Source organism: Rhizobium sp. BK212 (assembly GCF_014197475.1).
Lineage (GTDB): Bacteria > Pseudomonadota > Alphaproteobacteria > Rhizobiales > Rhizobiaceae > Rhizobium > Rhizobium anhuiense.
Genome location: NZ_JACIFS010000001.1, coordinates 790,930 through 815,568, shown reverse-complemented (window position 1 = coordinate 815,568; position 24,639 = coordinate 790,930). Strand labels below are relative to the sequence as shown.

24 protein-coding genes are annotated in these 24,639 nt (G+C 62.6%); 10 read left to right on the top strand and 14 right to left on the bottom strand.

The features are described from left to right. Positions 1-32 precede the first annotated feature (32 nt). A complete protein-coding gene (locus tag FHT79_RS03900; protein WP_082008793.1) occupies positions 33-122 on the bottom strand; it encodes a K(+)-transporting ATPase subunit F in 90 nt (29 codons plus the stop codon). A 493-nt stretch (positions 123-615) separates the two neighbouring features. Here FHT79_RS03900 and FHT79_RS03895 point away from each other — a divergent pair, with 493 nt between their 5' ends. Further along, the gene (locus tag FHT79_RS03895) at positions 616-1,659 is read left to right on the top strand and encodes an NAD(P)-dependent alcohol dehydrogenase (RefSeq protein ID WP_097543456.1); all 1,044 of its coding nucleotides are present in this window, start codon (positions 616-618) and stop codon (positions 1,657-1,659) included. Between the two features lie 25 nt (positions 1,660-1,684). Here FHT79_RS03895 and FHT79_RS03890 read toward each other — a convergent pair whose 3' ends face one another. The 4 genes from FHT79_RS03890 to FHT79_RS03875 form a co-directional block, all read right to left on the bottom strand. Continuing rightward, the gene (locus tag FHT79_RS03890; RefSeq protein WP_028755701.1) at positions 1,685-2,254 is read right to left on the bottom strand and encodes a DedA family protein; all 570 of its coding nucleotides are present in this window, start codon (positions 2,252-2,254) and stop codon (positions 1,685-1,687) included. Between the two features lie 41 nt (positions 2,255-2,295). Then, the gene (locus tag FHT79_RS03885; RefSeq protein ID WP_028755702.1) at positions 2,296-3,657 is read right to left on the bottom strand and encodes an FAD-containing oxidoreductase; all 1,362 of its coding nucleotides are present in this window, start codon (positions 3,655-3,657) and stop codon (positions 2,296-2,298) included. Beyond that, on the bottom strand, positions 3,654-4,115 hold the full coding sequence (locus tag FHT79_RS03880; protein WP_183902977.1) for a DUF4126 family protein: 462 nt from the start codon (positions 4,113-4,115) through the stop codon (positions 3,654-3,656). Before FHT79_RS03880 ends, FHT79_RS03885 begins: the two co-directional genes overlap by 4 nt. A gap of 82 nt (positions 4,116-4,197) precedes the next feature. After that, the gene (locus FHT79_RS03875) at positions 4,198-5,385 is read right to left on the bottom strand and encodes an acyl-CoA dehydrogenase (protein ID WP_063476028.1); all 1,188 of its coding nucleotides are present in this window, start codon (positions 5,383-5,385) and stop codon (positions 4,198-4,200) included. Between the two features lie 173 nt (positions 5,386-5,558). Here FHT79_RS03875 and FHT79_RS03870 point away from each other — a divergent pair, with 173 nt between their 5' ends. Then, on the top strand, positions 5,559-5,897 hold the full coding sequence (locus FHT79_RS03870) for a cupin domain-containing protein (protein WP_028755705.1): 339 nt from the start codon (positions 5,559-5,561) through the stop codon (positions 5,895-5,897). On the opposite strand, the gene FHT79_RS03865 is transcribed toward FHT79_RS03870, so the two are convergent. After that, the gene (locus FHT79_RS03865) at positions 5,898-6,848 is read right to left on the bottom strand and encodes a LysR family transcriptional regulator (RefSeq protein WP_047614914.1); all 951 of its coding nucleotides are present in this window, start codon (positions 6,846-6,848) and stop codon (positions 5,898-5,900) included. Positions 6,849-7,022: 174 nt separating this feature from the next. Here FHT79_RS03865 and FHT79_RS03860 point away from each other — a divergent pair, with 174 nt between their 5' ends. The 7 genes from FHT79_RS03860 to mmsB all read left to right on the top strand — a co-directional run bounded on the left by FHT79_RS03860 (position 7,023) and on the right by mmsB (position 14,224). Continuing rightward, on the top strand, positions 7,023-8,228 hold the full coding sequence (locus tag FHT79_RS03860) for an ABC transporter substrate-binding protein (protein WP_028755707.1): 1,206 nt from the start codon (positions 7,023-7,025) through the stop codon (positions 8,226-8,228). 5 nt (positions 8,229-8,233) lie between these two features. Beyond that, a complete protein-coding gene (locus tag FHT79_RS03855; RefSeq protein ID WP_047612949.1) occupies positions 8,234-9,016 on the top strand; it encodes an ABC transporter ATP-binding protein in 783 nt (260 codons plus the stop codon). Next, complete coding sequence (locus tag FHT79_RS03850; protein WP_028755709.1) at positions 9,016-9,717, top strand: ABC transporter ATP-binding protein; 702 nt, start codon at positions 9,016-9,018, stop codon at positions 9,715-9,717. The genes FHT79_RS03855 and FHT79_RS03850 overlap by 1 nt, the downstream gene beginning before the upstream one ends. A gap of 4 nt (positions 9,718-9,721) precedes the next feature. Further along, complete coding sequence (locus FHT79_RS03845; protein WP_047612951.1) at positions 9,722-10,609, top strand: branched-chain amino acid ABC transporter permease; 888 nt, start codon at positions 9,722-9,724, stop codon at positions 10,607-10,609. A gap of 1 nt (position 10,610) precedes the next feature. After that, the gene (locus tag FHT79_RS03840; RefSeq protein ID WP_028755711.1) at positions 10,611-11,600 is read left to right on the top strand and encodes a branched-chain amino acid ABC transporter permease; all 990 of its coding nucleotides are present in this window, start codon (positions 10,611-10,613) and stop codon (positions 11,598-11,600) included. 137 nt (positions 11,601-11,737) lie between these two features. After that, a complete protein-coding gene (locus FHT79_RS03835; RefSeq protein ID WP_183902976.1) occupies positions 11,738-13,333 on the top strand; it encodes a GMC family oxidoreductase N-terminal domain-containing protein in 1,596 nt (531 codons plus the stop codon). A 9-nt stretch (positions 13,334-13,342) separates the two neighbouring features. After that, entirely contained in the window at positions 13,343-14,224 is an 882-nt protein-coding gene (mmsB, locus tag FHT79_RS03830) for a 3-hydroxyisobutyrate dehydrogenase (protein WP_183902975.1), read from the top strand. A gap of 13 nt (positions 14,225-14,237) precedes the next feature. Here the strand turns inward: mmsB and FHT79_RS03825 are convergent, their stop codons facing one another. The 8 genes from FHT79_RS03825 to FHT79_RS03790 form a co-directional block, all read right to left on the bottom strand. Continuing rightward, positions 14,238-14,996 carry a fumarylacetoacetate hydrolase family protein gene (locus tag FHT79_RS03825; protein ID WP_183902974.1) on the bottom strand — a complete coding sequence of 253 codons (759 nt, stop codon included), beginning with the start codon at positions 14,994-14,996 and terminating at the stop codon, positions 14,238-14,240. 79 nt (positions 14,997-15,075) lie between these two features. Beyond that, positions 15,076-16,455: an FGGY-family carbohydrate kinase gene (locus FHT79_RS03820; protein WP_183902973.1), complete on the bottom strand. Its 1,380-nt coding sequence runs from the start codon at positions 16,453-16,455 to the stop codon at positions 15,076-15,078. Next, complete coding sequence (rhaM, locus tag FHT79_RS03815; RefSeq protein ID WP_028755716.1) at positions 16,452-16,772, bottom strand: L-rhamnose mutarotase; 321 nt, start codon at positions 16,770-16,772, stop codon at positions 16,452-16,454. The genes FHT79_RS03820 and rhaM overlap by 4 nt, the downstream gene beginning before the upstream one ends. Beyond that, positions 16,769-17,776, bottom strand: a complete 1,008-nt coding sequence (locus FHT79_RS03810; protein WP_028755717.1) for an ABC transporter permease — start codon at positions 17,774-17,776, stop codon at positions 16,769-16,771. The genes rhaM and FHT79_RS03810 overlap by 4 nt, the downstream gene beginning before the upstream one ends. Continuing rightward, positions 17,773-18,774 (bottom strand): ABC transporter permease, encoded by a 1,002-nt coding sequence (locus tag FHT79_RS03805; protein ID WP_028755718.1) that lies wholly within the window; start codon positions 18,772-18,774, stop codon positions 17,773-17,775. Before FHT79_RS03805 ends, FHT79_RS03810 begins: the two co-directional genes overlap by 4 nt. Positions 18,775-18,783: 9 nt before the next feature. Next, the gene (locus tag FHT79_RS03800; protein ID WP_183902972.1) at positions 18,784-20,319 is read right to left on the bottom strand and encodes a sugar ABC transporter ATP-binding protein; all 1,536 of its coding nucleotides are present in this window, start codon (positions 20,317-20,319) and stop codon (positions 18,784-18,786) included. Positions 20,320-20,391: 72 nt separating this feature from the next. Beyond that, on the bottom strand, positions 20,392-21,387 hold the full coding sequence (gene rhaS / locus FHT79_RS03795) for a rhamnose ABC transporter substrate-binding protein (protein ID WP_028755720.1): 996 nt from the start codon (positions 21,385-21,387) through the stop codon (positions 20,392-20,394). Between the two features lie 48 nt (positions 21,388-21,435). Continuing rightward, positions 21,436-22,248, bottom strand: coding sequence for a DeoR/GlpR family DNA-binding transcription regulator (locus FHT79_RS03790; protein ID WP_028755721.1), 813 nt, complete (start codon positions 22,246-22,248; stop codon positions 21,436-21,438). A gap of 199 nt (positions 22,249-22,447) precedes the next feature. Between FHT79_RS03790 and FHT79_RS03785 the strand changes: the two genes are divergently transcribed. Then, positions 22,448-24,544 carry a bifunctional rhamnulose-1-phosphate aldolase/short-chain dehydrogenase gene (locus tag FHT79_RS03785; protein WP_047612966.1) on the top strand — a complete coding sequence of 699 codons (2,097 nt, stop codon included), beginning with the start codon at positions 22,448-22,450 and terminating at the stop codon, positions 24,542-24,544. Positions 24,545-24,639: the final 95 nt, after the last annotated feature.

Genomic DNA, 24,639 nt, shown 5'->3' with positions numbered 1-24,639 from the left:
GCGCATGCGCGACCGAGAAGCGCCGGTTCTCTTCAAAAGCGTTCTGGGCGAAGGAGAGCGTAGGTGAGGTAAACGGTGAGAAACACGGTTACGGCACCGCTCAAGACATAATCGAGGATCATCGTCGTTTCTCCTGTCAAAGCCTGTCGCAGGCTCTGGTATAGGCAAAGCACAGCGCGAAGAATATGATCGCCGTGGCGAGTAGAATGATATCCATCATGATCGTGACTCCTGTTGTTCTTCTTGGAGTCAGACAAGACAAAGGGCGCTATCCGGATTCAGGCCGGATCCAGGGACGTCGCCTTTCATGCTTTCTGGCGTGGAGATGATCTTTTCGATCTCTCGGACATCAATATGGAGCCGAACGGCATAAAGGTTCGAGACGGGCGACGGACCGTCAATATAAAAATCTTATAAATGCCCTTGCGAGGCCGACCGCCATCGGACCAGCGGGCGAGCCGATCCTCGGCCCTGGATCTTTGCTGTGAGCATTTTTTCATTTGTTGAGCAAAAGCCTTCGCAATCCGGTTGAATTGGGACGGCTTCGGGCCTTATAGTCAGCTTCGACGCTGCCCGATGGAGTCATGGGCAAGCCACTAGGGAAGGAAACCGACGATGACCAAAGTCCGCGCGCTTGTCCTCGAGCGCCAGCATGAGCTTGCGCTTCGCGATATCGATCTACCGCTCGAAACCGGCCCCGGCGAGGTGAAGATCCGGATCCACACCGTTGGTGTCTGCGGTTCGGACGTGCATTATTATACGCACGGCAAGATCGGTCCTTTTATCGTCAACGCGCCGATGGTGCTCGGCCATGAAGCGGCGGGCACGGTGGTCGAGGTCGGTGCCGGCGTGAGGCATCTGAAAGTCGGCGACCGCGTCTGCATGGAGCCCGGCATTCCCGATCCGAATTCCAAGGCAAGCCGGCTCGGCCTGTACAATATCGACCCGGCCGTGACCTTCTGGGCGACCCCGCCGATCCACGGCGTGCTGACGCCGGAGGTCGTGCATCCCGCCAATTACACCTTCAAGCTGCCCGACAATGTCAGCTTTGCCGAAGGCGCCATGGTCGAGCCCTTCGCCGTCGGCATGCAGGCGGCAGCCAAGGCGAAGATAACGCCTGGTGATACTGCCGTCGTTCTCGGGGCCGGACCGATCGGCACGATGGTGGCGATCGCCGCGCTTGCCGGCGGCTGTGCCCGGGCGATCGTTGCCGATCTCGCCCAGCCGAAGCTCGATATCGCCGCGCAATACCAGGGCGTCATTCCGGTCAATATCCGCGAGCAGAACCTGAGCGAAGAGGTCGGCCGGTTGACCGACGGCTGGGGCGCCGATGTCGTCTTCGAATGCTCCGGTTCGCCGAAGGCCTGGGAGACGATCATGGCGCTGCCGCGCCCGGGCGGCGTCATCGTCGTCGTCGGCCTGCCGGTCAACCCGATCGGCTTCGACGTCTCGACTGCATCCACCAAGGAAATCCGCATCGAGACGGTGTTCCGCTACGCGCATCAGTATGAGCGGTCGATCGCGCTGCTTGGCTCGGGCCGCGTCGACCTGAAGCCGCTGATATCAGAGACCTTCAAATTCGAAGATTCGATCAAGGCGTTCGATCGCGCCGTCGAGGCGCGGCCAAGCGATGTGAAGCTGCAGATCGTGATGGAATAGAGCCAGTCTGCTCCCCAGTCTGCTCCTATGAGTGCCTGGCACTCAGTTTCATCTTGCGAAAGGCAAGCGCCGCGGCTGCGACGACAGCCGCGGCTCCGACTGCGATCAGCAGGTGGCGGTGAAGCGGAAGGTGGCCCAATGTCTGTTGGACGCCATGCCCGAAGAGATAACCGAGCCCCGTGAACAGCTGCCCCCACACCAACGCGGCTGCGGCATTCATGACGACGAATTTTCCGGTCGGAATCCGCGTCGTGCCGATGACGATCGGACTGATTGTCCGCAACCCCACCAGAAAACGAAACGCAAAGATGAAGCCGGTGGGATATCTTTCCAGAAGCCCGGTTGCGCGCGCCAGGGCCGGCTTTTCCATCAGCCGGCGGACAAAGCCCCATTGCGCGGCGTAACGACCGACGAAGAACCATAGTTGATCGCCGGCGAAGGAGCCCGCCGTTGCCGCAAGCGACGCCGCCCCATAAGTCAGCAGCCCGCGATGGGAAATCACGCCTCCGAGAAACGCGGCTGTTTCGCCTTCGAAGGCGGCGCCCAGGAAGATGGCCAGCAGACCGTAATTCTCGATCAGCAGTTCGATAGACACGCAGTCCGCCTCCAGCCGTCCTTGCCCCTGGGTTTCTACCGCTAAACCGGCTTCAAATCCCCAAGCAGGGTCGGGATCAGCTCCGACACCGTCGGATGGATCGGCACCGACCATTGCAATGCGGGATAGGTCGTTCCCGCATTCATCGCATCGATGAGGCCGTGGATCACCTCGTCGCCCTCGATGCCGAGGATCGCCGCGCCGAGGATTTCCTTTGTCTCGGCATCGGCAACCACCTTCATGAAACCCTTGGTCTCGCCGCGTTCATTGGCGCGGCCGACTCGGCTCATCGGCCGGGTCGAGACCATGATCTTGCGTCCGGAAGCGCGCGCCTGTTTTTCCGTCATGCCGACGCGGCCGAGCGGCGGGTCGATGTAGAGCGCATAGGCCGGGATGCGGCTCGAGAGCTTGCGGTCGTCGCCATCGAGCAGGTTGGCGGCGGCAATCTCGAAATCATTGTAGGAGGTGTGGGTGAAGGCGCCGTGGCCGTTGCAATCGCCGAGCGCCCAGATGCCCTCGACATTGGTGGCGAGCCTGTCGTCGACGGTGATGAAACCGCGTTGATCGGTAATGACGCCGGCGGCATCGAGGCCGAGATCGTCGGTATTCGGCTTACGGCCGGTGGCGATCAGCACATGGCTCGCATCGATCCTCGCTGAATCGGTGGCGACCGTTATCCCGTCGCTGCTCCTGGCGAAGGCGATGTCGCTGACGCCGGTATGAATGTCGATGCCCTCCGAGCGCAGCACATCGGCGATCGCGTCGGATATATCCTCGTCCTCGCGCGACGCGAGCTTCGGGCCATGCTCGATGACGCTGACCTCGGCGCCGAAGCGGCGATACATCTGCGCGAATTCCAGCCCGATATAACTGCCGCCGATGATGGTGAGATGCCGCGGCACCGTGTCGAGCTGGATGATCGAGGTGCTGGTGAGGTAGTCGATGTCGTCGATGCCGGGTAGCGCGGGGATGACCGGCCGCGCCCCGACGTTGAGGAAGATGCGCGGTGCCGTCAGTGTGTCGCCGTTGACGCTGACGGTCTTCGGGCCTTCGAAACAGGCGTGGCCGTAGACCACCGTCATGCCGTCCATGCCGGCGAGCCAGCCGATCAGGCCGTTGCGGGCATTCATCGTCACCGTTTCGGCGCGAGCCCTGACCACCTTCATGTCGATGGCGATCTCGCCCGGGATATTGACGCCATAGGCGGCACCGGTTCTTGCGACATGGGCGGCGCGGGCGCTGGCGACCAGCGTCTTCGTCGGCATGCAGCCGGCATTGACGCAGGTGCCGCCGAGGAATTTGCGCTCGATCAACGCCACCTTCATGCCCTTTTCGACCATGCGGGCGGCAAGCGATGGACCGGCCTGGCCGGCGCCGATAACGATGGCGTCGAAGCTCTTCATGGCACGGCCGCCACGATCAGTACCGCGCCGATGACGGCGACGGCGTCTTCGATGAGAGCCGCCGGCAGGTCCTTGCCAAACGAGGCGGCAAGCCGGCTACGGGCGGCAGCGCCGCCATATGTGCCGATGACGGCGCCGATCACCCCGGCGATCAGCCCGCCGAAGAGCAGGCTGCTGGCGGCGCCGATCGTCGCCCCTGCCAAGGCGCCTGAAACGATGCGGGCGCCGAACTGCATCGGCACCTTGCGCGACGGCGTGGACGGCAGCTGGTCGGCGATCAGTTCGACGATGGCGAGAACCGCGAAGATCCACGGCGTCCATCGGTACCCCATGAAGGCAAGCGGCGTCTGCGACACGTCGAACCAGCCGAGTGCTGCGCCCCAGGCGACGGCGGCCGGTGCGGTCATGGTGCGAAGGCCCGATATGACACCGATCAGCAATGCAAGAAGCAGAAACATGCATGACCCCCTTTTTGCCGGCGCTTGCCGCAATTAAGGAAAGTTGCACATTGTCAGGCGCGTGGCAATTCGCCTTCCCGGCCTAGTTCGCAAAGGCGGCGATGCCGGTGATTGCCCGGCCGATGATCAGTGCGTGGATGTCGTGCGTGCCCTCATAGGTGTTGACCACTTCGAGGTTGACGAGATGACGGGCGATGCCGAATTCGTCGGAGATGCCGTTGCCGCCGAGCATGTCGCGGGCTGCTCGCGCGATCTCCAGCGCCTTGCCGCAGCTGTTGCGCTTGAGGATCGAGGTCAGTTCCACCGGCGGATGGCCTTCCTCCTTCATGCGGCCGAGCCGCAGGCAGCCCTGAAGGCCGAGCGAGATCTCAGCGGCCATGTCGGCGAGCTTCTTCTGGATCAGCTGGTTGGCGGCAAGCGGCCGGCTGAACTGCTTGCGCTCCAGCGTATATTGCCGTGCTCTCGCATAACAATCCTCGGCCGCGCCGAGCGCGCCCCAGGCGATGCCGAAGCGGGCCGAGTTCAGGCAAGTGAACGGTCCCTTGAGGCCGGTGACGCCAGGCAAAAGGTTTTCCTCGGGCACGAAGACACTGTCCATCACCACTTCGCCTGTTATCGACGCGCGTAGGCCGACCTTGCCGTGGATGGCGGGCGCCGAAAGCCCTTTCCAGCCCTTTTCGAGGATGAAGCCGCGGATGAGCCCATCCTCGGTCTTTGCCCAGACGACGAAGACATCGGCGATCGGCGCGTTGGAGATCCAGGTCTTCGAGCCGGTGAGGCTGTAACCGCCGTCGACCTTTCTGGCGCGCGTCGCCATCGAGCCGGGGTCGGAGCCGTGATCGGGCTCGGTCAGGCCGAAGCAGCCGATCCATTCGCCGGTGGCGAGTTTCGGCAGGTATTTCAGCTTCTGCGCCTGCGACCCGAAGGTTTCGATCGGCACCATCACGAGTGAGGACTGGACGCTCATCATCGAGCGGTAACCGCTATCGACCCGTTCGACCTCGCGGGCGATCAGGCCGTAGGCGACGTAACCGAGGCCGGCGCCGCCGTAGTCGGGAGAGATCGTCGGGCCGAGCAGGCCGAGTTCGCCCATTTCGCGGAAGATTTCGGGATCGGTCTTTTCATGGCGGAAGGCGTCGAGAACCCGGGGCGCCAGCTTTTCCTGCGCATAGGCGTGGGCGGTGTCCTGCACCATGCGCTCTTCACTGGTCAGTTGCTCCACCAGCCGGAATGGATCGGCCCAGTCGAAAACTTCGCGCGTATGCTGCATGGCCGCGTCTCCTCATCCCGGTTCTGGCTTGCCTCGCTTAAGTGGCCATAGACCCGCCAGCCGACCGCGTCAACAGAAGGCGGCAGTCTCGAAAAGACGGGCCGCGCCATCTTTTCAAAAGTCTCGGCATGCTCCACTTTGCCCGCGATCGATTCTGCAACGAGGAGGCGGAAATGTCGTCAAGCGATCTGTTCGTATCGGCCGAAGGCGCCGAATGGGTCAACCCGGAGCCCGGCGTCGTCAGGCGCATCATGACCTATCTGCCCGAGATGATGATGGTGGAAGTGGCCTTCGAAAGCGGCGCCGTCGGGGCTGCCCATTCGCATCCGCATATCCAGGCAAGCTATGTCGCCGAAGGCAGTTTCGAGGTGACGATCGATGGCCGGACCGAAGTCCTGCAGCAGGGGGGCAGCTTCATCGTGCCTCCCAATCTCGTCCACGGCGTCAAGGCCCTGGAAAAGGGCCGGCTGATCGATACGTTCACCCCGCACCGGGCTGAATTCCTGAAATAATCAGCTTTCCCTTGCCCGGCGCGCCGGGCCGGCGGCGGTGACATAGGGCGGCACGAAGCGCGTATCCTCGCCGCGCACCGCCTCGCGCAGGAAATCGATGACGGCGCGCACGCGCGGCGCCTGTTTCAGGTCGCGGTGGCAGGTAATCCAGTAATGGCGCTTGAGGTCGATTTCCTCGGGCAGCACGCGCACCAGTTCGGGATAACGGCTGGCGAAGAAATAGGGCAGGATGCAGAGGCCGAGACCGTTTCTCGTGGCGGTGAGCTGCGCGAAGATGCTGGAGCTCTGGAATTGCGGCTTGATGCGCGGATGCACGTCGCCGAGATAGTCCAGGCCCGGCGCGAAGATCATTTCCTCGATATAGCTGACGAAGGGATGCTCAAGCAGGTCTTCGCGGCAGGTGATCGCAGGCGCCTTCGCCAGATAGTCGCGCGAGCCGTAGATCTGCAGATGGTAGTCGGTCAGTTTCTCGGCGAAATAAGGCCCGCCCTTCGGCTCGTCGAGCACGACGGAAAGATCGGCCTCCTTGCGCGACAGCGACATGATCTGCTGGATCGTCACCAGTTCCAGCGACAGATGCGGATGCTGGGCGGCAAACTGCGGCAGCACGGTCGCGAAGAAGAAATTGGCAAAACCTTCTGGCGCGCTGAGGCGCACCAGGCCGCGCTGCGCCATCGAGCCGTCGGCAAGGTCGGCGCGCAGCCGTTCGGTCTCCTGCTCCATCCTTTCGGCCGTCTCGACGAAGCGCGTGCCCATGGCGGTCAGCACATAGCCGCGCGGATTGCGCTCGAACAGCTTGACCTTGAGGGTGAACTCCAGCCGGTCGATGCGGCGCGAGACGGTGGCATGGCTGGAGCGCAGCTGGCGCGCCGCCGTCGACAGCTGTCCGGTGCGGGCGACGGCTAGAAAAAACTGCAGATCGTCCCAAGTAAACTGCGGTGGATTGTTCATCGCGATCCCCTCTGTTCAAAAATGAACAGATACTGTTTGGAATTAGTTGTAAACCACCCGTTGCCTCAGGGCGGAATTTCCGTGATCGTAAGGTGAGGGTCCGTCGTTCTGAGGAGTGCGGCTGGCCAAATTTGAACAGATCCGCAATCTGGCCAATCTCTGGGAGGAGAGAAAATGCGTAAGAATCTTATTGCATCAGTTGCATTTCTGCTTGCGAGCAGCACCGCAGTGCTCGCGCAGAGCGCGACCGACGGCAAGGTCAAGATCGGCATCCTGAACGACCAGTCGGGTGTCTATGCCGATTTCGGCGGCAAGTCCTCCGTCGAAGCCGCCAAGATGGCGGTCGAGGATTTCGGCGGCAAGGTGCTCGATGTGCCGGTTGAGATCGTCGATGCCGACCACCAGAACAAGCCGGATATCGCCTCCAACATCGCCCGCCAGTGGTACGACACCGAGCAGGTGGATGCGATCATGGAACTGACGACTTCGTCGGTGGCGCTCGCCGTGCAGGCGATCGGCAAGGAGAAGAAGAAGATCGATATCGTCACCGGTGCGGCGACGACCGATCTCACCGGCAAGGCCTGCTCGCCTTACGGCTTCCATTGGGCCTACGACACCCATGCGCTCGCCGTCGGCACCGGCGGCGCACTCGTCAAGCAGGGCGGCGACAGCTGGTTCTTCCTGACCGCCGACTATGCTTTCGGCTATTCGCTCGAGCAGCAGACCAGCGATTACGTCAAGGCGAGCGGCGGCAAGGTCGTCGGCGCCGTCCGGCATCCGCTGTCGAGCCAGGACTTCTCGTCCTTCCTGCTGCAGGCGCAATCATCCGGCGCCAAGGTGATCGGCCTTGCCAATGCCGGCCTCGACACCTCGAATGCCATCAAGCAGGCGGCCGAATTCGGCATCACCCAGGGTGGCCAGCATCTGGCGGCGTTGCTGTTCACGCTCGCCGAAGTGCACGGCCTCGGGCTCGAGGCGGCGCAGGGGCTGACGCTGACGGAAGGTTATTACTGGAACCGCGACGACGAGAGCCGCGCCTTCGCCAAGAAGTTCTTCGCCCGCACCGGCAAGATGCCGAACATGATCCATGCCGGCACCTATTCGGCGGTGACGCAATATCTGAAGGCGGTGCAGAAGGCTGGCACCGACGAAACGGAAGCCGTCGCCAAGCAACTACATGAAATGCCGGTCGATGACGTCTTCGGCCGTGGCGGCACGGTCGGCGCCAACGGCCGCATGATCCACGACATGTACCTGCTGCAGGTCAAGAAGCCGTCCGAAAGCAAGGAGCCGTGGGATTATTTCAACGTGCTCGCCACCATTCCCGGCAAGGAAGCCTATATCGATCCCGCCAAGAGCGGCTGCGATCTGGTGAAGTAAGCACGATGGCGGTTTCCGCAATAGAAACTCAGGTAAAGCCGCGGGTGGTACTCTCCGCCCGCGGCCTGCGCCGCGATTTCGGCGGCTTCACGGCCGTCAAGAATGTCGATCTCGACGTGCATGACGCCAGCGTGCATGCACTGATCGGCCCGAACGGCGCCGGCAAGACCACGGTCTTCAACCTGCTGACCAAGTTCCTGCAGCCGACATCGGGCACGATCACGCTGATGGGCACCGACATCACCGGGACGCCGCCCGACAAGGTGGCGCGCATGGGACTGGTGCGCTCCTTCCAGATCTCGGCGGTCTTTCCACACCTCACCGTTCTCGACAATGTGCGGGTGGCGCTGCAGCGGCCGAACAATCTCTCCACGCAGTTCTGGCGGCCTCTGTCGGCGCTCGACCGGCTGAACGAGCGCGCCGAGCAACTGCTCGCCAGCGTCGGGCTCTCCAAGGAGCGCGATCATATCGCCGCCGATCTTTCCTATGGCCGCAAGCGCGTGCTGGAGATCGCCACCACGCTGGCGCTCGATCCCAAAGTGCTGTTGCTCGACGAGCCGATGGCCGGCATGGGGCTGGAGGATGTCGGCGTCGTTTCATCCATCATCCGCGAGGTTGCCCGCGAGCGCGCGGTGCTGATGGTCGAGCACAATCTCTCCGTCGTCGCCAACATCTGCCAGCACGTCACCGTGCTGCAGCGCGGCGAGATCCTCGCCGAGGGCGACTATGCCACCGTCAGCCAGGACGAGCGCGTCCGCGTGGCTTATATGGGCACGGAGGAGCATTGATGGCCGCTCTCCTCGAAGTCCAGGGGCTCAATGCCTGGTACGGCGAAAGTCACGTCCTGCACGGCGTCGACATGCGGGTGGCCGAAGGCGAGACGATCACCATTCTCGGCCGCAACGGCGTCGGCAAGACGACGACGCTGCGCACCATCACCGGCATCGTCCGCGCCCGCAAGGGCAAGATCAGTTTTGCCGGCAGCGATATGATGCAGGTGCCGCTGCACAAGACGGCGCACCGGGGCATCGGCTTCGTGCCGGAGGAGCGGGGTATCTTCTCGACGCTCACCGTTTCGGAAAACCTGCTGCTGCCGCCTGTCGTGGCAGAGGGCGGCATGACGCTCGACGAAATCTACGAGCTCTTCCCCAATCTCTACGAGCGCCGCGGCAGCCCGGGCACCAAGCTTTCCGGCGGCGAGCAGCAGATGCTGGCGATCGCCCGCATCCTGCGTACCGGCGTCAAGCTGCTCATTCTCGACGAGCCGACGGAAGGGCTTGCCCCCGTTATCGTCCAGCGCATCGGCGAGGTGCTGAAGACGCTGAAGGAGCGCGGCATGACGATCCTGCTCGTCGAGCAGAATTTCCGTTTCGCCAGCCGTATTGCCGATCGCTTCTATCTGATGGATCATGGGCAGATGGTGTCGGAATTCCCGGTCGGTGAACTGCCGCAGCGCATGGATACGCTGCACAAGGTTCTGGGAGTGTGACCAGATGACGATGATCTTCGGCATTCCCCTGCAGGCGCTGTTCGGCCAGCTGCTGATCGGCCTGATCAACGGCTCCTTCTATGCGCTGCTCAGCCTCGGCCTCGCCATCATCTTCGGCCTGCTGCGGGTGATCAACTTCGCCCACGGCGCGCAATATATGCTCGGCGCCTTCGTCGCATACCTCTTGCTGACCTATGCCGGCATCGGCTACTGGCCGTCATTGATCGTGGCGCCCGTCATCGTCGGCCTTGCCGGTGCCATCATCGAGCGGCTGTTCCTCCGCCGGCTCTACGATCTCGATCCGCTCTACGGCCTGCTCTTCACCTTCGGCCTGGCGCTCGCGGTCGAGGGCACCTTCCGCTATCTCTACGGCTCTTCCGGCCAGCCCTATGCGACGCCGGCAGCGCTTGCCGGCGGGGCCAATCTCGGCTTCATGTTCCTGCCGATCTATCGCGGCTGGGTGGTCGTCGTCTCGCTCGTCGTCTGCCTCGGCACCTGGCTGCTGATCGAGAAGACCAAGCTCGGCGCCTATCTCAGGGCCGCCACGGAAAACGCCGTGCTGGTGCAGGTGTTCGGCGTCAACGTGCCGGTGCTCTTGACGCTCACCTACGCGCTCGGCGCCGGTCTTGCCGCCTTTGCCGGCGTGCTGGCGGCGCCGATCTACCAGGTCTCGCCGCTGATGGGATCGAACATGATCATCGTCGTCTTCGCCGTGGTCGTCGTCGGCGGCATGGGATCGATCATGGGCGCGATCATCACCGGTTATGTGCTCGGCATCGCCGAGGGTCTGACCAAGGTCTTCTATCCCGAGGCTTCCAACATCGTGATCTTCGTCATCATGGCGATCGTGCTTCTCATCAGGCCCGCGGGCCTCTTCGGACGGGATGCTTGACATGGCTGACATCACCGAAACCATCCGAACGGAAAAAAACCGAACCGCTCTGTCGGTGCAGGCGGGTTTCCTGCTGGCGGGGCTGCTGCTCCTGCTCTTGGCGCCGTTCTTCTTCTATCCGATCTTCCTGATGAAGCTGCTCTGCTTCGCCCTCTTTGCCTGCGCCTTCAACCTGCTGCTCGGCTATACCGGCCTGCTTTCCTTCGGCCATGCCACCTTCTTCGGGGGAGCGGCCTATTTCACCGCCTACACGGTGAAGACATGGGGCCTGCCGCCGGAACTCGGCATTCTGATCGGGGTGGTGGGTGCGGCGTTTCTCGGCCTGGTCATGGGCTTCTTCGCCATCCGCCGCCAGGGCATCTATTTTGCGATGATCACGCTGGCGCTGTCGCAGATGTTCTTCTTCTTCTGCCTGCAGGCGGAGTTCACCGAGGGCGAGGACGGCATCCAGTCCGTGCCGCGGGGCCATCTCTTCGGTTTCATCGATCTGAACAGCTCGACCAACATGTATTATTTCGTGCTGGCTGTTTTCATCATTGGCGTCTTGATCATCTGGCGTTTCATCAACTCACCGTTCGGCATGATCTTGAAATCGATCCGTGAAAACGAGCAGCGGGCGATCTCGCTCGGTTATTCCGTGGCGCGCTACAAGCTCGGCGCCTTCGTCATGTCGGCAGCGCTTGCCGGGCTCGCGGGTGCTGTCAAATCGATTGTCTTCCAGTTCGCAACGCTGACCGACGTCGCCTGGCAGATGTCGGGCGAGGTGATCCTGATGACGCTGCTCGGCGGCATCGGCACGCTGATCGGCCCGCTCTTCGGCGCCGGGTTGGTGGTGGCGCTGGAAAACTACCTGGCCACGTCGGAATTCCCGGTGACGATCATCACCGGCATCGTCTTCATGGTCTGCGTGTTGATCTTCCGCCGCGGCATCATCGGTGAATTCTACGCCTCGCGGCTGGGGCGGAAACTGGGCTTCGTCTATCGCCGCTGAACGGGCGGACCTCTCTTTTTCCAGGAAAGAATCCCTCTTTCCCGGGAAAGGAGACGGGCGGCGGCGCTGCGACTCTTCCTCTCCCCGCGCTGCGGGGAGGGGGAAGCGGCAAGCATCTGGAGTTTCGTGCAGGGCACATGGATCGTTACGACTACATCATCATCGGGGCAGGCAGCGCCGGCTGCGTGCTCGCAAACCGGCTATCCGCTGATAACAGGAGCCGGGTGCTGCTGCTCGAAGCCGGCGGCAGCGACAACTACCACTGGATCCATATTCCGGTCGGTTATCTCTATTGCATCAACAATCCGCGCACCGACTGGTGCTTCACCACTGCGCCGGAAGCCGGTCTGAATGGCCGGGCGCTGAGCTATCCGCGTGGCAAGGTGCTCGGCGGCTGTTCGTCGATCAACGGCATGATCTACATGCGCGGTCAGGCGCGCGACTACGACCTCTGGCGGCAGATGGGCTGCAGCGGCTGGGGCTGGGACGATGTGCTGCCCTTCTTCCGCAAGTCCGAGGATTTTTATCGCGGCGAAGACGAGATGCATGGCGCCGGCGGCGAATGGCGCATCGAGAAGGCGCGTGTGCGCTGGGCCGTGCTCGATGCCTTCCAACAGGCGGCCAGGGAAGCGGGCATCCCGGAGATCGCGGATTTCAACCGCGGCAGCAACGAAGGGTCCGGCTATTTCGACGTCAATCAGCGTTCCGGCATTCGCTGGAACACCTCGAAGGCCTTCCTGCGCCCGGCGATGAAGCGCTCCAACCTGACGGTGCTCACCAAGGCGCAGGTCCGGCGGCTGCTGGTGGAGGAAGGCGCCGTTGCCGGCGTCGAATTCCAGCATCGCGGTGAGGCGAAGCGCGCCTATGCCGCCAAAGAAACCGTCCTTTCAGCCGGTTCGATCGGCTCGCCGCATATCCTGGAACTGTCCGGTATCGGCAGGGGCGAGGTTCTCAGCCAAGCCGGCGTCGATGTCGTCGCGGAAGTGAAGGGTGTCGGCGAGAACCTGCAGGATCATCTGCAGCTGCGTCTCGCCTATAGGGTGACGGGTGTTCCGACGCTGAACGAGAAGGCGACGAAGCTGATCGGCAAGGCGGCGATCGGGCTTGAATATCTCGTGCGCCGCTCCGGGCCGATGGCGATGGCGCCGAGCCAGCTCGGCATCTTCACCCGCTCCGGCCCGGACCGGGAAACGCCGGATCTGCAATATCACGTGCAGCCGGTCTCGCTGGATAAGTTCGGCGATCCCGTCCATCCTTTCCCGGCGATCACTGCGAGCGTCTGTAATCTCCGGCCGGAAAGCCGGGGTTCGGTGCATCTGTCGAGCCCGGATTTTGCCGCCCAGCCGACGATCAGTCCGAAATACCTCTCGACGCAGCGCGATCGTGACATAGCTGTCCGTTCTATACGGTTGACGCGCAAGATCGTCGCGCAGCCTTCCTTTGCCCGTTTCAGGCCGGAAGAATTCAAGCCGGGGCCGAGCTATCAGACGGAGGCCGATCTGGAGCGGGCGGCGGGCGATATCGGGACGACGATCTTCCATCCCGTCGGCACCTGCCGGATGGGCGCCGACAGGGACAGCGTCGTCGATCCCAGGCTGAAATTCCGGGCGCTCGGAAAGCTCAGGATCGCCGACGCCTCGGTGATGCCGTCGATCACCTCGGGCAACACCAATTCGCCGACGATCATGATCGCCGAAAAGGCGGCAGCGATGATCCTCGAAGACAATCGATAGGAGAAGACCATGGCAAGGATCGCATTCATCGGGCTTGGCAACATGGGCGGGCCGATGGCGGCCAATCTGGTCAAATCAGGTCACGAGGTCCTCGGCTTCGATCTCGCGGCGTCGGTGCTGAAGGCGGCCGAGGAGAGCGGGGTCAAGCCGGCTAGCCATGCCAGCCAGGCGGTCAAGGACGCCGACATCGTCATATCAATGCTGCCACAGGGCAAACATGTGCTGACGGCCTGGGCCGATATCCTGCAGTCGGCTGCGCAAGGCACGCTGGTCATCGATTGCTCCACAATCGATGTCGAAAGCAGCCGCAAGGCGCATGAGATGGCCAAGGCCGCCAGCTGCCTGTCGCTCGACGCCCCCGTCTCCGGCGGTACCGGCGGGGCGACCGCCGGCACGCTGACCTTCATGGCCGGCGGCGCGGAAGAGGCCTTCACCAAGGCAAAGCCGATCCTGGAGGCGATGGGAAAGAAGATCGTCCATTGCGGTGAGGCCGGCGCCGGCCAGGCGGCGAAGATCTGCAACAACATGATCCTCGGCATTTCGATGATCGGTGTCTGTGAGGGTTTCGTGCTTGCCGAGAAGCTCGGGCTTTCGCATCAGGCACTGTTCGATGTCGCCTCGACCTCGTCGGGCCAATGCTGGTCGCTCAATACCTATTGCCCGGTTCCGGGGCCGGTGCCGACTTCGCCCGCGAACAACGGCTATAAGCCGGGCTTTGCCGCGGCTTTGATGCTGAAGGATCTGAGACTCTCCCAGGAAGCGGCGCTGACGAGCGGCGCTTCCACGCCACTCGGCGCGGAAGCAGCACAGCTTTTTGCGCTCTTCGAGAAGCTGGGCAATGGCGGAAAGGATTTTTCCGCGATCATCGAGATGTTTCGCGAGAAGGCGTAGGCACCGCGGTCAATCAATCCTTCGACACCGAGAAGCTCAACCTGGCGTCACCGAGCAGGATGTCGATGTCGCCGGGTTCGGTCAGTTCGATCGCGCCGCTCAACGTGCCCGTCGTGATGAGCGCGCCTGCCTTCAGCGATGTCTCGGGGCGCAAACCGTCATTGGCGTAATCGATCAGCCAGGTGAGAACGTCGCCCTTCGGATGCTGCGCCGGGCCATCATAGATCGTGCGGCCGGCATGGGTGACCTTGAGCGGCGTTCCGCCGACGGTGTCGACGACGCTTTTTTCGAGCGTCGGACCGAGCACATAGCCGCTATTGCCGAGTCGGTCGGCGACGAACAGCAGAAACGAAACGCTGCCGCTCTCGCTGACGGCGCTGACCAGCAGCTCGGCGCCGAGATGGACAGCGGAGATCGCCCCGACCACTTCGGTGCGGCTGTAGGCTGTGCCCGCGCGGATCGGCAGGTCGCTGCCGAGGCGCACCGCGATCTCGGTCTCGAATTTCAGGCCCGGATACCAGGGAATATCAGCGCCCGAAACGGCTTCGGCATAGGGATGCAGCGGAGCAGCGACCGCTTGGCCCTGCGGCGAGACCGTCACCTTCCAGGCATTGCTGGAAACGCCGTCTGCGGCGGCCAGCAAATTCTGCACCGCCATCGCCTGATGCAGATCGGCTGGCAGCGCGAAAGTGCTCGTTGCCTCCTGCCGGCCGGCCTGGTGCAGGCCGTGAAGCCTGGTTGCAAGGGCGCGCGGATCGAATGTCTCTGTCATGCTATCTCCTCGACCTGATTTTCGAGGTGCACACTAACCACAAGACAGGGATGAACAAGGTCCGTTCTTGGAAAAGCTCCTATTCCATCGCCGCGTACCAGTGGGTGCGATAGGCGGTCAGACCCGGGATATCGGTCGGCGGAATATGCGTCTCGGTACCCGACGCCGGCCGGATGCCGGTCAGAAGGGCCGCCCCCTGGCTGGTGCCGGTCGAGCCCGGAAGGGCCATGACTTCACGACCGGTTAGGGCGGCGAGCAGCTTGAGATAGGTGCCATTCAGGGCAAAAGGCCCTTCGACGATAACCGGGCCTTTGGCGCCGATCAGACCGAGGCAGGCATCGGTCATCAAAGCGAGATAGAGGCAGGCAGTTGCATAGCGCTGCTCGCGGCTTGCCTCTTCGGCGCCGATCCAGCGGCTTGCCTTTCCCGGAAAAGGCCCGGAACCGGCGGCGATATTCGGCAAGAGCATCATGCCCTTGTCGATGACCGGGCCGATTGCCGCCTGGACGGCCTTTTCGTCGACTGGGCCGATTTCGGCAGAAAGGATCTCGAATTCCCGGCCGCCCATGAAACGCGACGAGGGGACGGCCCGGCCATAGGCATCGACATTGGCGAGCGCATCGCGGTTGGGGTCGAGATGGTCGAGATCGCCGCCGACGCCGAAATTGATCACCCATGTGCCGGTGGAGACGACGGCGAAGGGCGCCTCCCGATGGACCAGATGCGGCAGCAGCGAGGCATTTGAATCGTGAATGCCGCAATAGACCGGCACGGGTGCGGCAAGGCCGAGTTCTGCGGCGATCTCGGGCAGGACCGGGCCGAGCGCATCGAAGGCGGAGCGGATCGGCGCCATCAGGTCGCGGATCCCGAGCCTGTCGACGAGTGAGGAATAGTTGCCGACTCTCGGGTTCCACAGATCGGTATGGCAGCCGAGCGAGGTCAGCTCATTGGCGGCAATACCCGTCAACCGCGCCGTCCAATATTGCGCATAGGTGAGGATGGTCGCACCTTTAGCGAATTCCTCGGGAAAGGCGGTCTTCTGGTAGTGCAGCTGCGCGCCGACATTGAGGCCCATCGCAAGGCGCGGCGAGAAGGTTTCGTCGAAGGAGGGACGCAACGCCGTATAGGCATCGCGGATCTCCTGCGGATATTCGTGCTCGTAGTCGATAACAGGCATGGCAAGCGCGCCGTCCCGGGCAAGGAGTGCTGCGGAGGCGCCATGGGTGGTGATCGAAATGGCGTCGAAACCCGGCTCACGCGCAAGGCTCTTCAGCGCATCGAGGGCGAAGGACCAGAGCGCCTCAATATCGTAGTGCGGATAGAGACCCGTTTTGATCGCGATGTTCGGTCGCTTCAGCACGGCGATTTCGGCGCCGGTCTCGCTGTCGAGCACGACGACCTTGGCATTGGTCTTGCCGATGTCGAGGACGGCGATGCGGTGATAGGAGGGGGCGTTCATGGCATATGGAAGAGGGTGACGAGGTCGCTTTGCACGGGCGAATTATCCGGATTCGTCGCCATGATATCGGCCATATGGGCCCACCATTTCTTCATCACAGGGTGGTCCGGCAGGCTCGCCATCGTATGGTCGGCCGGCCGCGTCAGCACGCCGAACAGCGTGTTGGTCTCGCGGTCGAGATGGATGGAATAGTCGCTGGCGCCGGACTTGTGCAGGAGATCGACCAGTTCCGGCCAGATCTCGTCATGCCGTCTGCGGTATTCGGCTTCCATGCCGGGATGGAGCTGCATCTTGAAAGCGTGTTTCTCTGCTGTCATCGGGAACTCATGAGCTTGACGCGGCGGGCGATGATCGGGATGGCGATGGTGATGATCAGAAGCAGGCCGATGAAGATCGACATGACGATGCCGGGCACGTTCAAGAGGCCGAGGCCGAAGGTGACGAGGCCCATGACGAAGGCGGCGATGACGACGCCGCCGATCGTGCCGGAGCCACCGAGGATCGAGATACCGCCGAGCACGACCATGGTGACGACCTCGAGTTCCCAGCCCTGGGCGATCGACGGCCGGGTCGAGCCGAGGCGCGAGGTCAGGCAGACGGCGGCGACGCCGCTCATGACGCCGGTCAGCAGGAAGAGGATGAATTTGACGCGCTCGACCGGGATGCCGGAGAAGCGGGCGGCGAAGTCGTTATTGCCGATCGCATAGACCTGCCGGCCGAAATTCGTCGCATGCAAGAGGATGGCGAAGAGGATCGCCAGCACGATGAAGAGCACGAATTCGAAGGAGAACACCCAGACGACATAACCCTGGCCGAAATAGGCAAAATCGGCCGGGTATTTGCCATAGGCCTGGTCGCCGAGCACGATATAGGAAATGCCGCGGAACAGGCTCATCGTGCCGATGGTGACGACGATCGACGGCAGTTTCAGCACCGAGACCAGCACGCCGTTGAAGGTGCCGCAGGCAAGACCGGTGCCGATGCCGATCGCGACCAGGCCCGGCGTGCCGATGCCGACTTGCGCCGCCGCGCCCATCGCCGTCGAGGCGAGCGCGATGATCGCGGCGACCGAGAGGTCGATTTCGCCAGCGATGACCAGCAGTGCCATGGCGAAGGCGATCATCGCCTTTTCGGTAAAGTTGAAGGTGGCGTCCGAAAGGTTCCAGGCATCGAGGAAATAGGGCGAGGCCAAGGAATTGAAGATGAAGATCAGGACGGCGACCGCAAAGAGCAGCACTTCCCAGCTTGCAAGGATGCGGCGGAAGGGTGTGCCGAGGCGGTCGGGAATGACCCGCTTTTCATGTGTGGACACGGTGCTCATGCTGCTGCCTCCGTTCTGACCTCGGCTGCCGCGCGGTCGCGCAGGATGATGCGGCCGCGGTTGCGCTCGCGCCGGGCATTGAAGGCGACGGCGAGAATGATGACGGTTCCGGAGATCGCCATCTGCGTGAAGGGTGAAATGCCGATCACCGGCAGCGCATTCTTGATGACGCCGAGGAAAAGTGCGCCGAGCACGGTGCCGGCGACCGACCCGACACCGCCGGCAATCGAGATGCCGCCGATGACGCAGGCCGCGACGCTGTCGAGTTCGAAGCCGTTGGCGATATCGACATAGGCGACGGCGTAACGCGATACCCAGAGATAGCTCGCCAGGCCGGCGAGCGCGCCCGACAGGACGAAGGCGAGGAATTTCGTCCAGCCCGTATCGATGCCGGCATAGACGGCCGCGGTCGGATTGCCGCCGGTCGCATAGGCCGAGCGGCCAAACTGGGTATATCGGAGCAGGACATACATCAGGAGCACGATAACGATCCCCACCCAGCCGAGGACGGGCAGGCCGAGGATCGGCGTGCGCGGCACCGACAGGAAGACCGGCGTCATCTGATGGGCGTTGACCCAAGCCCCACCCGACAGCACGAAGGCCATGCCGCGATAGATGGTGAGCGTGCCAAGCGTGACGACGATCGGCGGAATTTCGAGCGCCCAGACAAGAAAGCCGTTGATGGCGCCGAGGCAGGCGCCAATGACGATCGCGGCAAGGATGAGCAGGACGAGCGGCAGGTCGGGATAGGCGGCATTCATCATCGCGATCGCCATGCCGGTGAAGGCGAGGTTGGCGGCAACCGACAGGTCGATCGATTTTGTCAGGATGACCGTCATCTGCGCCAGCGCCAGGATGATCAGGATGGAGGTATCGTTGAAAATGCCGGCGAGATTCTCCGGCGTTGCGAAATCGGCAGCGCGCGTCGAAAAGATCGCGATCATCACGACGATGATGGCGAAGAGCAGGGTTTCGCGTTTTCTGATCAGTCTTGCCATGTGTCTACCTCATGCATTGCCGGTGGCGGCGCGCACCAGCGCTTCCGGTGACAGTTCGGCGCGTTCGAAAATTCCGGCAGACAGGCCTTCCTTCATCACCAGCACGCGGTCCGACATGCCGATGATTTCGGGCAGTTCGGATGAGACCATGATGATCGACAGGCCCTCGGCGGCGAGTTCGCTGATGAAGCCGTGCACGGCCGCCTTCGAGCCGATATCGATGCCCTTGGTGGGTTCGTCGAGGATGATGACCTTCGGCGCGGTCGCCAGCCATTTGCCGATGACGACCTTCTGCTGGTTGCCGCCCGACAGCGTGCCGACCGGCACGGAAAGGGCCGCCGCGCGCAAATCCAGCCGCTCGGCATATTTGCGGGCGAGCGCGAATTCTTCTGCCGCCCTGAGGAAACCCCGGCGCGAGGTGCGGGCAAGTGACGGCAGCGTCATGTTCTGGAAGATCGGCATCGGCAGCGCCAGTCCATGGCGGCCGCGTTCCTCCGGCACATAGACGATGCCGGCGCGGATCGCATCCTCCGGCGAATGGATGGTGATCTCGCGGCCTTCGAGCATCATCTTGCCGGAGAGCGGCCTGGTGATGCCGAAGAGCGATTGCGACAGTTCCGAGCGGCCGGCGCCGATCAGGCCGTATATGCCGAGAATCTCGCCCTGGCGCAGGGTGAAGGAGATGTCGCGGAATTCGGTGCGGTGGCTGTAATGGCTGATCTCCAGAACCGGGCCGCCAATGGCGACATCGATCTTCGGAAAGGCGTTTTCGACGTCGCGGCCGACCATCATGCGGACGATCTCGTCCTGCGGCGTGTCCTTGAGCCGACCCTGGCCGACGGCGCGGCCGTCGCGGAAGACGACGAAGTCGTCGGCGATCTCGTAAACCTCGTCGAACTTGTGGCTGATGAACAGGATCGCCTTGCCCTGTTCCTTCAGGCCCCGGACGATGCGGAAGAGATCGTCGATCTCCTTGCGGGAAAGGGCTGCCGTCGGTTCGTCCATGATGACGATGCGGGCCTCGATCGACAGTGCGCGCGCAATCGCCACCAGATGGCGCTGCGCGATCGAGAGGTCCTTCAGCCGGATCGTCGGATCGATATTGCTTTCGAGCGCGGTCAGCAGCGCCTTTGCGCGGCTGTTCATCGTCTGCCAATCGATGGTGCGCCAACGTGTGCGCGGCGCATGGCCGAGGAAGATGTTTTCGGCAACCGTCAGCTCGTCGAACAGCACGGTTTCCTGATGGATGGCGGTGACGCCGGCATCGATCGCGGCCTGGGCGCTGGCAAAGGTTACCGGCCGGCCGTCGACGAGGATCTCGCCTTCATTCGGCCGGTAGATTCCGGTCAGGATCTTGACGAGCGTCGATTTGCCGGCACCGTTTTCGCCGATCAGCGCCGTCACCGTGCCGGGATGCAGCGCGATGCTGACATTGTCGAGCGCCTTCACGCCCGGGAAGATCTGGGAGATGCCGCGCATTTCCAGAATGGCTGGCGCATCACCGGTTTTGCTGTCCGTGGCGGTTTGTTGAAAGGCGGCGTTCATCAAGCTTCTACCAGTGTCGAATGAGAATCCCGGCGGCCGTCGAGCCGCCGGGCTTTTATGCGTCGCTCCGGATCAGAAGACCTTGGAGAACTGGTCGATGTTCGAAGCATTGTAGACGAAGGGATCGGCCATGGCGGCTTCGCCGTTGTCGCCGACCTTGATCTTGCCCATGCGGCCGACTTCGATCTCGCTGCCCGGCTTGCCGTCGGTTTCGCCCTTGACGAGGCGATACGCGATCTGCGTTGCGGAGTAGCCGAGGTCGATCGGGTTCCAGATGGCGAATTCCTTCGTGGCGCCCGACTTGATCGCGCCGGCCATTTCGGACGGCAGGCCGAGGCCGGTGACGTAGACCTTGCCGACAAGGCCCTTGTCTTCGACGACCTTCGAAGCAGCGAGAACGCCGACGGTCGTCGGAGCGACGATGACCTTGACGTTCGGGTTCGACTTCAACAGGCCTTCGGCTTCACGATAGGACTTGTCCGAGAGGTCGTCGCCATAAACTGTCGTGACGAGGTTCAGGCCCGGGAAATCCTTGAGCTGCTTCTTCATCTGGTCGATCCAGATGTTCTGGTTGGTCGAGGTGGTCGTTGCCGACAGGATGGCGAAGTCGCCCTTGCCGCCGTCGAGATGGTCCTTGGCGAGCGTCAGGCACATCTTGCCGATCAGCTCGTTGGACGACGGGTTGAGCTGCAGGATACGGCCTTCAGGCGCGACGCCCGAATCCCAGGAGATCACCTTGATGCCGCGTTGCGCCGCCTTCTTCAGCGCCGGAACGAGCGCGTCAGGATCATTGGCCGAAACGGCGATGGCGTTGACGCCCTGGGCGATCAGCGAATTGATGACTTCGATCTGGCCTTCGGCCGTCGTCGACGTCGGACCGGTATAGATGACCTCGACGCCGCCGAGTTCCTTGGCAGCTTCCTGCGCGCCCTTGTTGGCGGCATCGAAGAAGCCGTTGCCGAGCGACTTGACGACGAGGCCGATCTTGATGTCGGCGGCGCTGGCCGTTCCCGCCATCATGGCGACGGCAAATGCCACGCCGATTGCGAGTTTCTTTGCGAGTTTCATGCTTTCATCCTCCCACTTGATTGACACTCTTCACACCTGGCCGGCGCCTCATGCGACCGACGAGGAATCCTCCTTGATTGCCTGGGCGACCGGGCTCGCGACAATGAGCCTGATGCCGGCATTCTCGATCATCCTGGCGGCTTCCTCCGGAATGCCGTCATCGGTGATCACAGTCGACACACGCTCGAGCGGGCAAAGAATGAGGCTCGAGCGGCGATGGAACTTGCTGGAATCGGCCATGACGACCAATTCGTCGGCCTGATGCATCAGCTTCTGTTCGCTCTGGATGATCAGCGCGTCGGCTTCCATGATGCCGAGCGGGCCGATACCCTGCGCGCCGATGAAGAAACGGCGGGCGTAGAAATTGCGGATCGCGTCATTGTCGAAGGGGGAGAGGATCAGGCTCTGTTCGCGATAGATCGCGCCGCCCGGCACTGTCACCGTGTTCTTCGAATGCTTGACCAGATGTTCGGCGATCGCGAAGGAGTTGGTCATCACCTGCAGGCGGTGCGCCGCCATGAAATGCACCATCTGGAAGGTGGTCGTGCCGCCATTGATGATGATCGCGTCACCCGGATCGCAAAGCTCGACCGCCTGGCGGGCGATTGCGCGTTTCTTGTCGATGTTGACCGATTCCGAAACACGGAAAGGGCGCCCGGCAAGATTGCCGAGCTGCGGTGGATGCACCGCCTCGGCGCCGCCGCGCACACGCCGGATCTTGCCCTGGACATGAAGAGCCGCGATGTCGCGCCGGATCGTCGCCTCGGAAGCCTCGGTCAGTTCGGAAATATCCTGAACCGTCACGACGGACTTTTCCTGAACGGCGCTCAGAATAATGCGATGGCGTTCGCGTTCGTGCATGGGGCTCCTCCTTCAATCGTTTATTTCCCACATATGACAATGTGTCAATCAAAAACGATCATAAATTTTCATATTGCGCTGCACAATAATCGAATTTGATCGTTTTCGATTGACAAGCTGCGTTTTGATGAGCGATACCGTCAACGAAAAGGGGCGCGAACCCTCGCGCCCCGATGACGATTTCATATGGGAGGATGACATGGCGGCGAACGTCCGGCTTCTGGAAAACCGGTGGGATGATGGTTACGCGGCAGGTCTCGACGAGCCCGGCAAGCTGCTTTATCGCTCCAACCTGCTCGGCGCCGACAAGCGCATCACCAATTACGGCGGCGGCAACACCTCGGCGAAGGTAATGGAAACCGATCCGTTGACCGGCGGCAAAGTCAAGGTGCTCTGGGTCAAGGGTTCGGGCGGCGATGTCGGCACGATCAAGCTCGACGGTTTCGCGACACTCTACCAGGACAAGCTGGAATCGCTGAAGGGCATCTACAAGGGCGTCGAGGATGAGGACCGCATGGTCGGCTTCCTGCCGCACTGCACCTTCAACCTGAACGCCCGCGCCGCCTCGATCGATACGCCGCTGCACGGTTTCGTGCCTTTCACCCATGTCGACCACATGCATCCCGATGCGATCATCGCGATCGCCGCATCGAAGAATTCCAGGGAGCTGACGCAGCAGATCTTCGGCGACGAGATCGGCTGGCTGCCCTGGCGTCGCCCGGGCTTCCAGCTCGGCCTCGACCTCGGCGCTTTCGTCGCCGCCAATCCGAATGCCAAGGGCGTCGTGCTCGAAAGCCATGGCCTCTTCACCTGGGCTGACGACGCCAAGGCCTGCTATGAGCTGACGCTCGATATCATCAACAAGGCGATCGTCTGGTTTGCCGGAAAGACCGAGGGAAAGACGATTTTCGGCGGCGCCGTCACGCAGAGCCTGGCCGTTGCCGAGCGCCGCGCCATCGCTGCCCGGCTGATGCCGGAAATCCGCGGCCGCATCGGCAAGCAGGAGCGCAAGCTCGGCCATTTCGACGATCAGGACGCCGTGCTCGAATTCGTCAATTCCAAGGATTTGCGCCCGCTCGGCGCGCTCGGCACCAGCTGCCCGGATCATTTCCTGCGCACCAAGATTCGCCCGCTGATCGTCGATTTCGATCCGGCCAAGCCGGATGTCGACGCGATCGTCGCCGGTCTCGACCAGGCGCTGGAGGACTACCGCGCCGATTACGCCCGCTATTACAACGACTGCAAGCATGACAATTCGCCGGCCATGCGCGACGCCAATCCGGTCATCTTCCTCGTCCCCGGCGTCGGCATGCTGTCCTTTGCTCGCGACAAGGCGACGGCCCGCATCGCCAGCGAATTCTACGTCAACGCCATCAATGTCATGCGCGGGGCGTCGACGGTCTCGGAATATCAGGGCCTGCCGGAGCAGGAAGCCTTTGATATCGAATACTGGCTGCTTGAAGAGGCCAAGCTCCAGCGCATGCCGAAGCCGAAGAGCCTCGCCGGCCGCGTCGCCTTCGTCACCGGCGGCGCCGGCGGCATCGGCCGGGCGACGGCGGCGCGCCTCGTCGGCGAGGGCGCCTGCGTGGTGCTTGCCGATATCGACCAGGCGGCGCTCGAGGGCACCGAAGCTGATTTCGTCAAGAAATATGGCGCCGACGCCGTCCGCAGCGTCCGGCTCGACGTCACCCAGGAACATGCGGTGATCGCCGCCTTCGTGGAAGCCTGCGTCGAATTCGGCGGCGTCGATATTCTCGTCTCGAATGCCGGCATTGCCTCCTCCGCGCCGATCGAAACAACCGAGCTGTCGACCTGGAACCGCAATATCGATATTCTGGCGACCGGTTATTTCCTCGTCTCGCGTGAAGCGTTCCGCCTGTTCCGCCGTCAGGCGCTCGGCGGCAACGTCATCTTCGTCGCCTCGAAAAACGGTCTTGCCGCCTCGCCGAACGCGTCTGCCTATTGCACCGCCAAGGCTGCCGAAATCCATCTCGCCCGCTGCCTGGCGCTGGAAGGTGCCGATGCCGGCATCCGCGTCAACACGGTCAACCCGGATGCCGTCCTGCGCGGCTCGAAGATCTGGAGCGGCGAATGGCGCGAGCAGCGCGCCGCCTCGTCGAAGATCGAGGTGGACGATCTCGAGGAACATTACCGCAAGCGTTCGATGCTGAAACTCAACGTGTTTCCGGAAGATATCGCCGAGGCGATCTATTTCCTCGCTTCGGACCTCTCGGCAAAATCGACCGGCAACATCATCAACGTCGATGCCGGCAACGTGCAGAGCTTTACGCGCTGATTTTGATTGACGGCGGATGCGTCGGCCCCTCACCCTAACCCTCTGCCCGTCATGACGGGGAGAGGGGACTTGCCTGACGAAGCGTTGGAGCGGGA

Excerpts from the sequence above, each read along its gene's own strand:
- FHT79_RS03900 (WP_082008793.1), bottom strand. The coding sequence starts at position 122 with ATGATCCTCGATTATGTCTTGAGCGGTGCCGTAACCGTGTTTCTCACC.
- FHT79_RS03895 (WP_097543456.1), top strand. The coding sequence starts at position 616 with ATGACCAAAGTCCGCGCGCTTGTCCTCGAGCGCCAGCATGAGCTTGCG.
- FHT79_RS03885 (WP_028755702.1), bottom strand. The coding sequence starts at position 3,657 with ATGAAGAGCTTCGACGCCATCGTTATCGGCGCCGGCCAGGCCGGTCCA.
- FHT79_RS03880 (WP_183902977.1), bottom strand. The coding sequence starts at position 4,115 with ATGTTTCTGCTTCTTGCATTGCTGATCGGTGTCATATCGGGCCTTCGC.
- FHT79_RS03875 (WP_063476028.1), bottom strand. The coding sequence starts at position 5,385 with ATGCAGCATACGCGCGAAGTTTTCGACTGGGCCGATCCATTCCGGCTG.
- FHT79_RS03870 (WP_028755705.1), top strand. The coding sequence starts at position 5,559 with ATGTCGTCAAGCGATCTGTTCGTATCGGCCGAAGGCGCCGAATGGGTC.
- FHT79_RS03865 (WP_047614914.1), bottom strand. The coding sequence starts at position 6,848 with ATGAACAATCCACCGCAGTTTACTTGGGACGATCTGCAGTTTTTTCTA.
- FHT79_RS03860 (WP_028755707.1), top strand. The coding sequence starts at position 7,023 with ATGCGTAAGAATCTTATTGCATCAGTTGCATTTCTGCTTGCGAGCAGC.
- FHT79_RS03855 (WP_047612949.1), top strand. The coding sequence starts at position 8,234 with ATGGCGGTTTCCGCAATAGAAACTCAGGTAAAGCCGCGGGTGGTACTC.
- FHT79_RS03850 (WP_028755709.1), top strand. The coding sequence starts at position 9,016 with ATGGCCGCTCTCCTCGAAGTCCAGGGGCTCAATGCCTGGTACGGCGAA.
- FHT79_RS03845 (WP_047612951.1), top strand. The coding sequence starts at position 9,722 with ATGACGATGATCTTCGGCATTCCCCTGCAGGCGCTGTTCGGCCAGCTG.
- FHT79_RS03840 (WP_028755711.1), top strand. The coding sequence starts at position 10,611 with ATGGCTGACATCACCGAAACCATCCGAACGGAAAAAAACCGAACCGCT.
- FHT79_RS03835 (WP_183902976.1), top strand. The coding sequence starts at position 11,738 with ATGGATCGTTACGACTACATCATCATCGGGGCAGGCAGCGCCGGCTGC.
- mmsB (WP_183902975.1), top strand. The coding sequence starts at position 13,343 with ATGGCAAGGATCGCATTCATCGGGCTTGGCAACATGGGCGGGCCGATG.
- FHT79_RS03825 (WP_183902974.1), bottom strand. The coding sequence starts at position 14,996 with ATGACAGAGACATTCGATCCGCGCGCCCTTGCAACCAGGCTTCACGGC.
- FHT79_RS03820 (WP_183902973.1), bottom strand. The coding sequence starts at position 16,455 with ATGAACGCCCCCTCCTATCACCGCATCGCCGTCCTCGACATCGGCAAG.
- rhaM (WP_028755716.1), bottom strand. The coding sequence starts at position 16,772 with ATGACAGCAGAGAAACACGCTTTCAAGATGCAGCTCCATCCCGGCATG.
- FHT79_RS03810 (WP_028755717.1), bottom strand. The coding sequence starts at position 17,776 with ATGAGCACCGTGTCCACACATGAAAAGCGGGTCATTCCCGACCGCCTC.
- FHT79_RS03805 (WP_028755718.1), bottom strand. The coding sequence starts at position 18,774 with ATGGCAAGACTGATCAGAAAACGCGAAACCCTGCTCTTCGCCATCATC.
- FHT79_RS03800 (WP_183902972.1), bottom strand. The coding sequence starts at position 20,319 with ATGAACGCCGCCTTTCAACAAACCGCCACGGACAGCAAAACCGGTGAT.
- rhaS (WP_028755720.1), bottom strand. The coding sequence starts at position 21,387 with ATGAAACTCGCAAAGAAACTCGCAATCGGCGTGGCATTTGCCGTCGCC.
- FHT79_RS03790 (WP_028755721.1), bottom strand. The coding sequence starts at position 22,248 with ATGCACGAACGCGAACGCCATCGCATTATTCTGAGCGCCGTTCAGGAA.
- FHT79_RS03785 (WP_047612966.1), top strand. The coding sequence starts at position 22,448 with ATGGCGGCGAACGTCCGGCTTCTGGAAAACCGGTGGGATGATGGTTAC.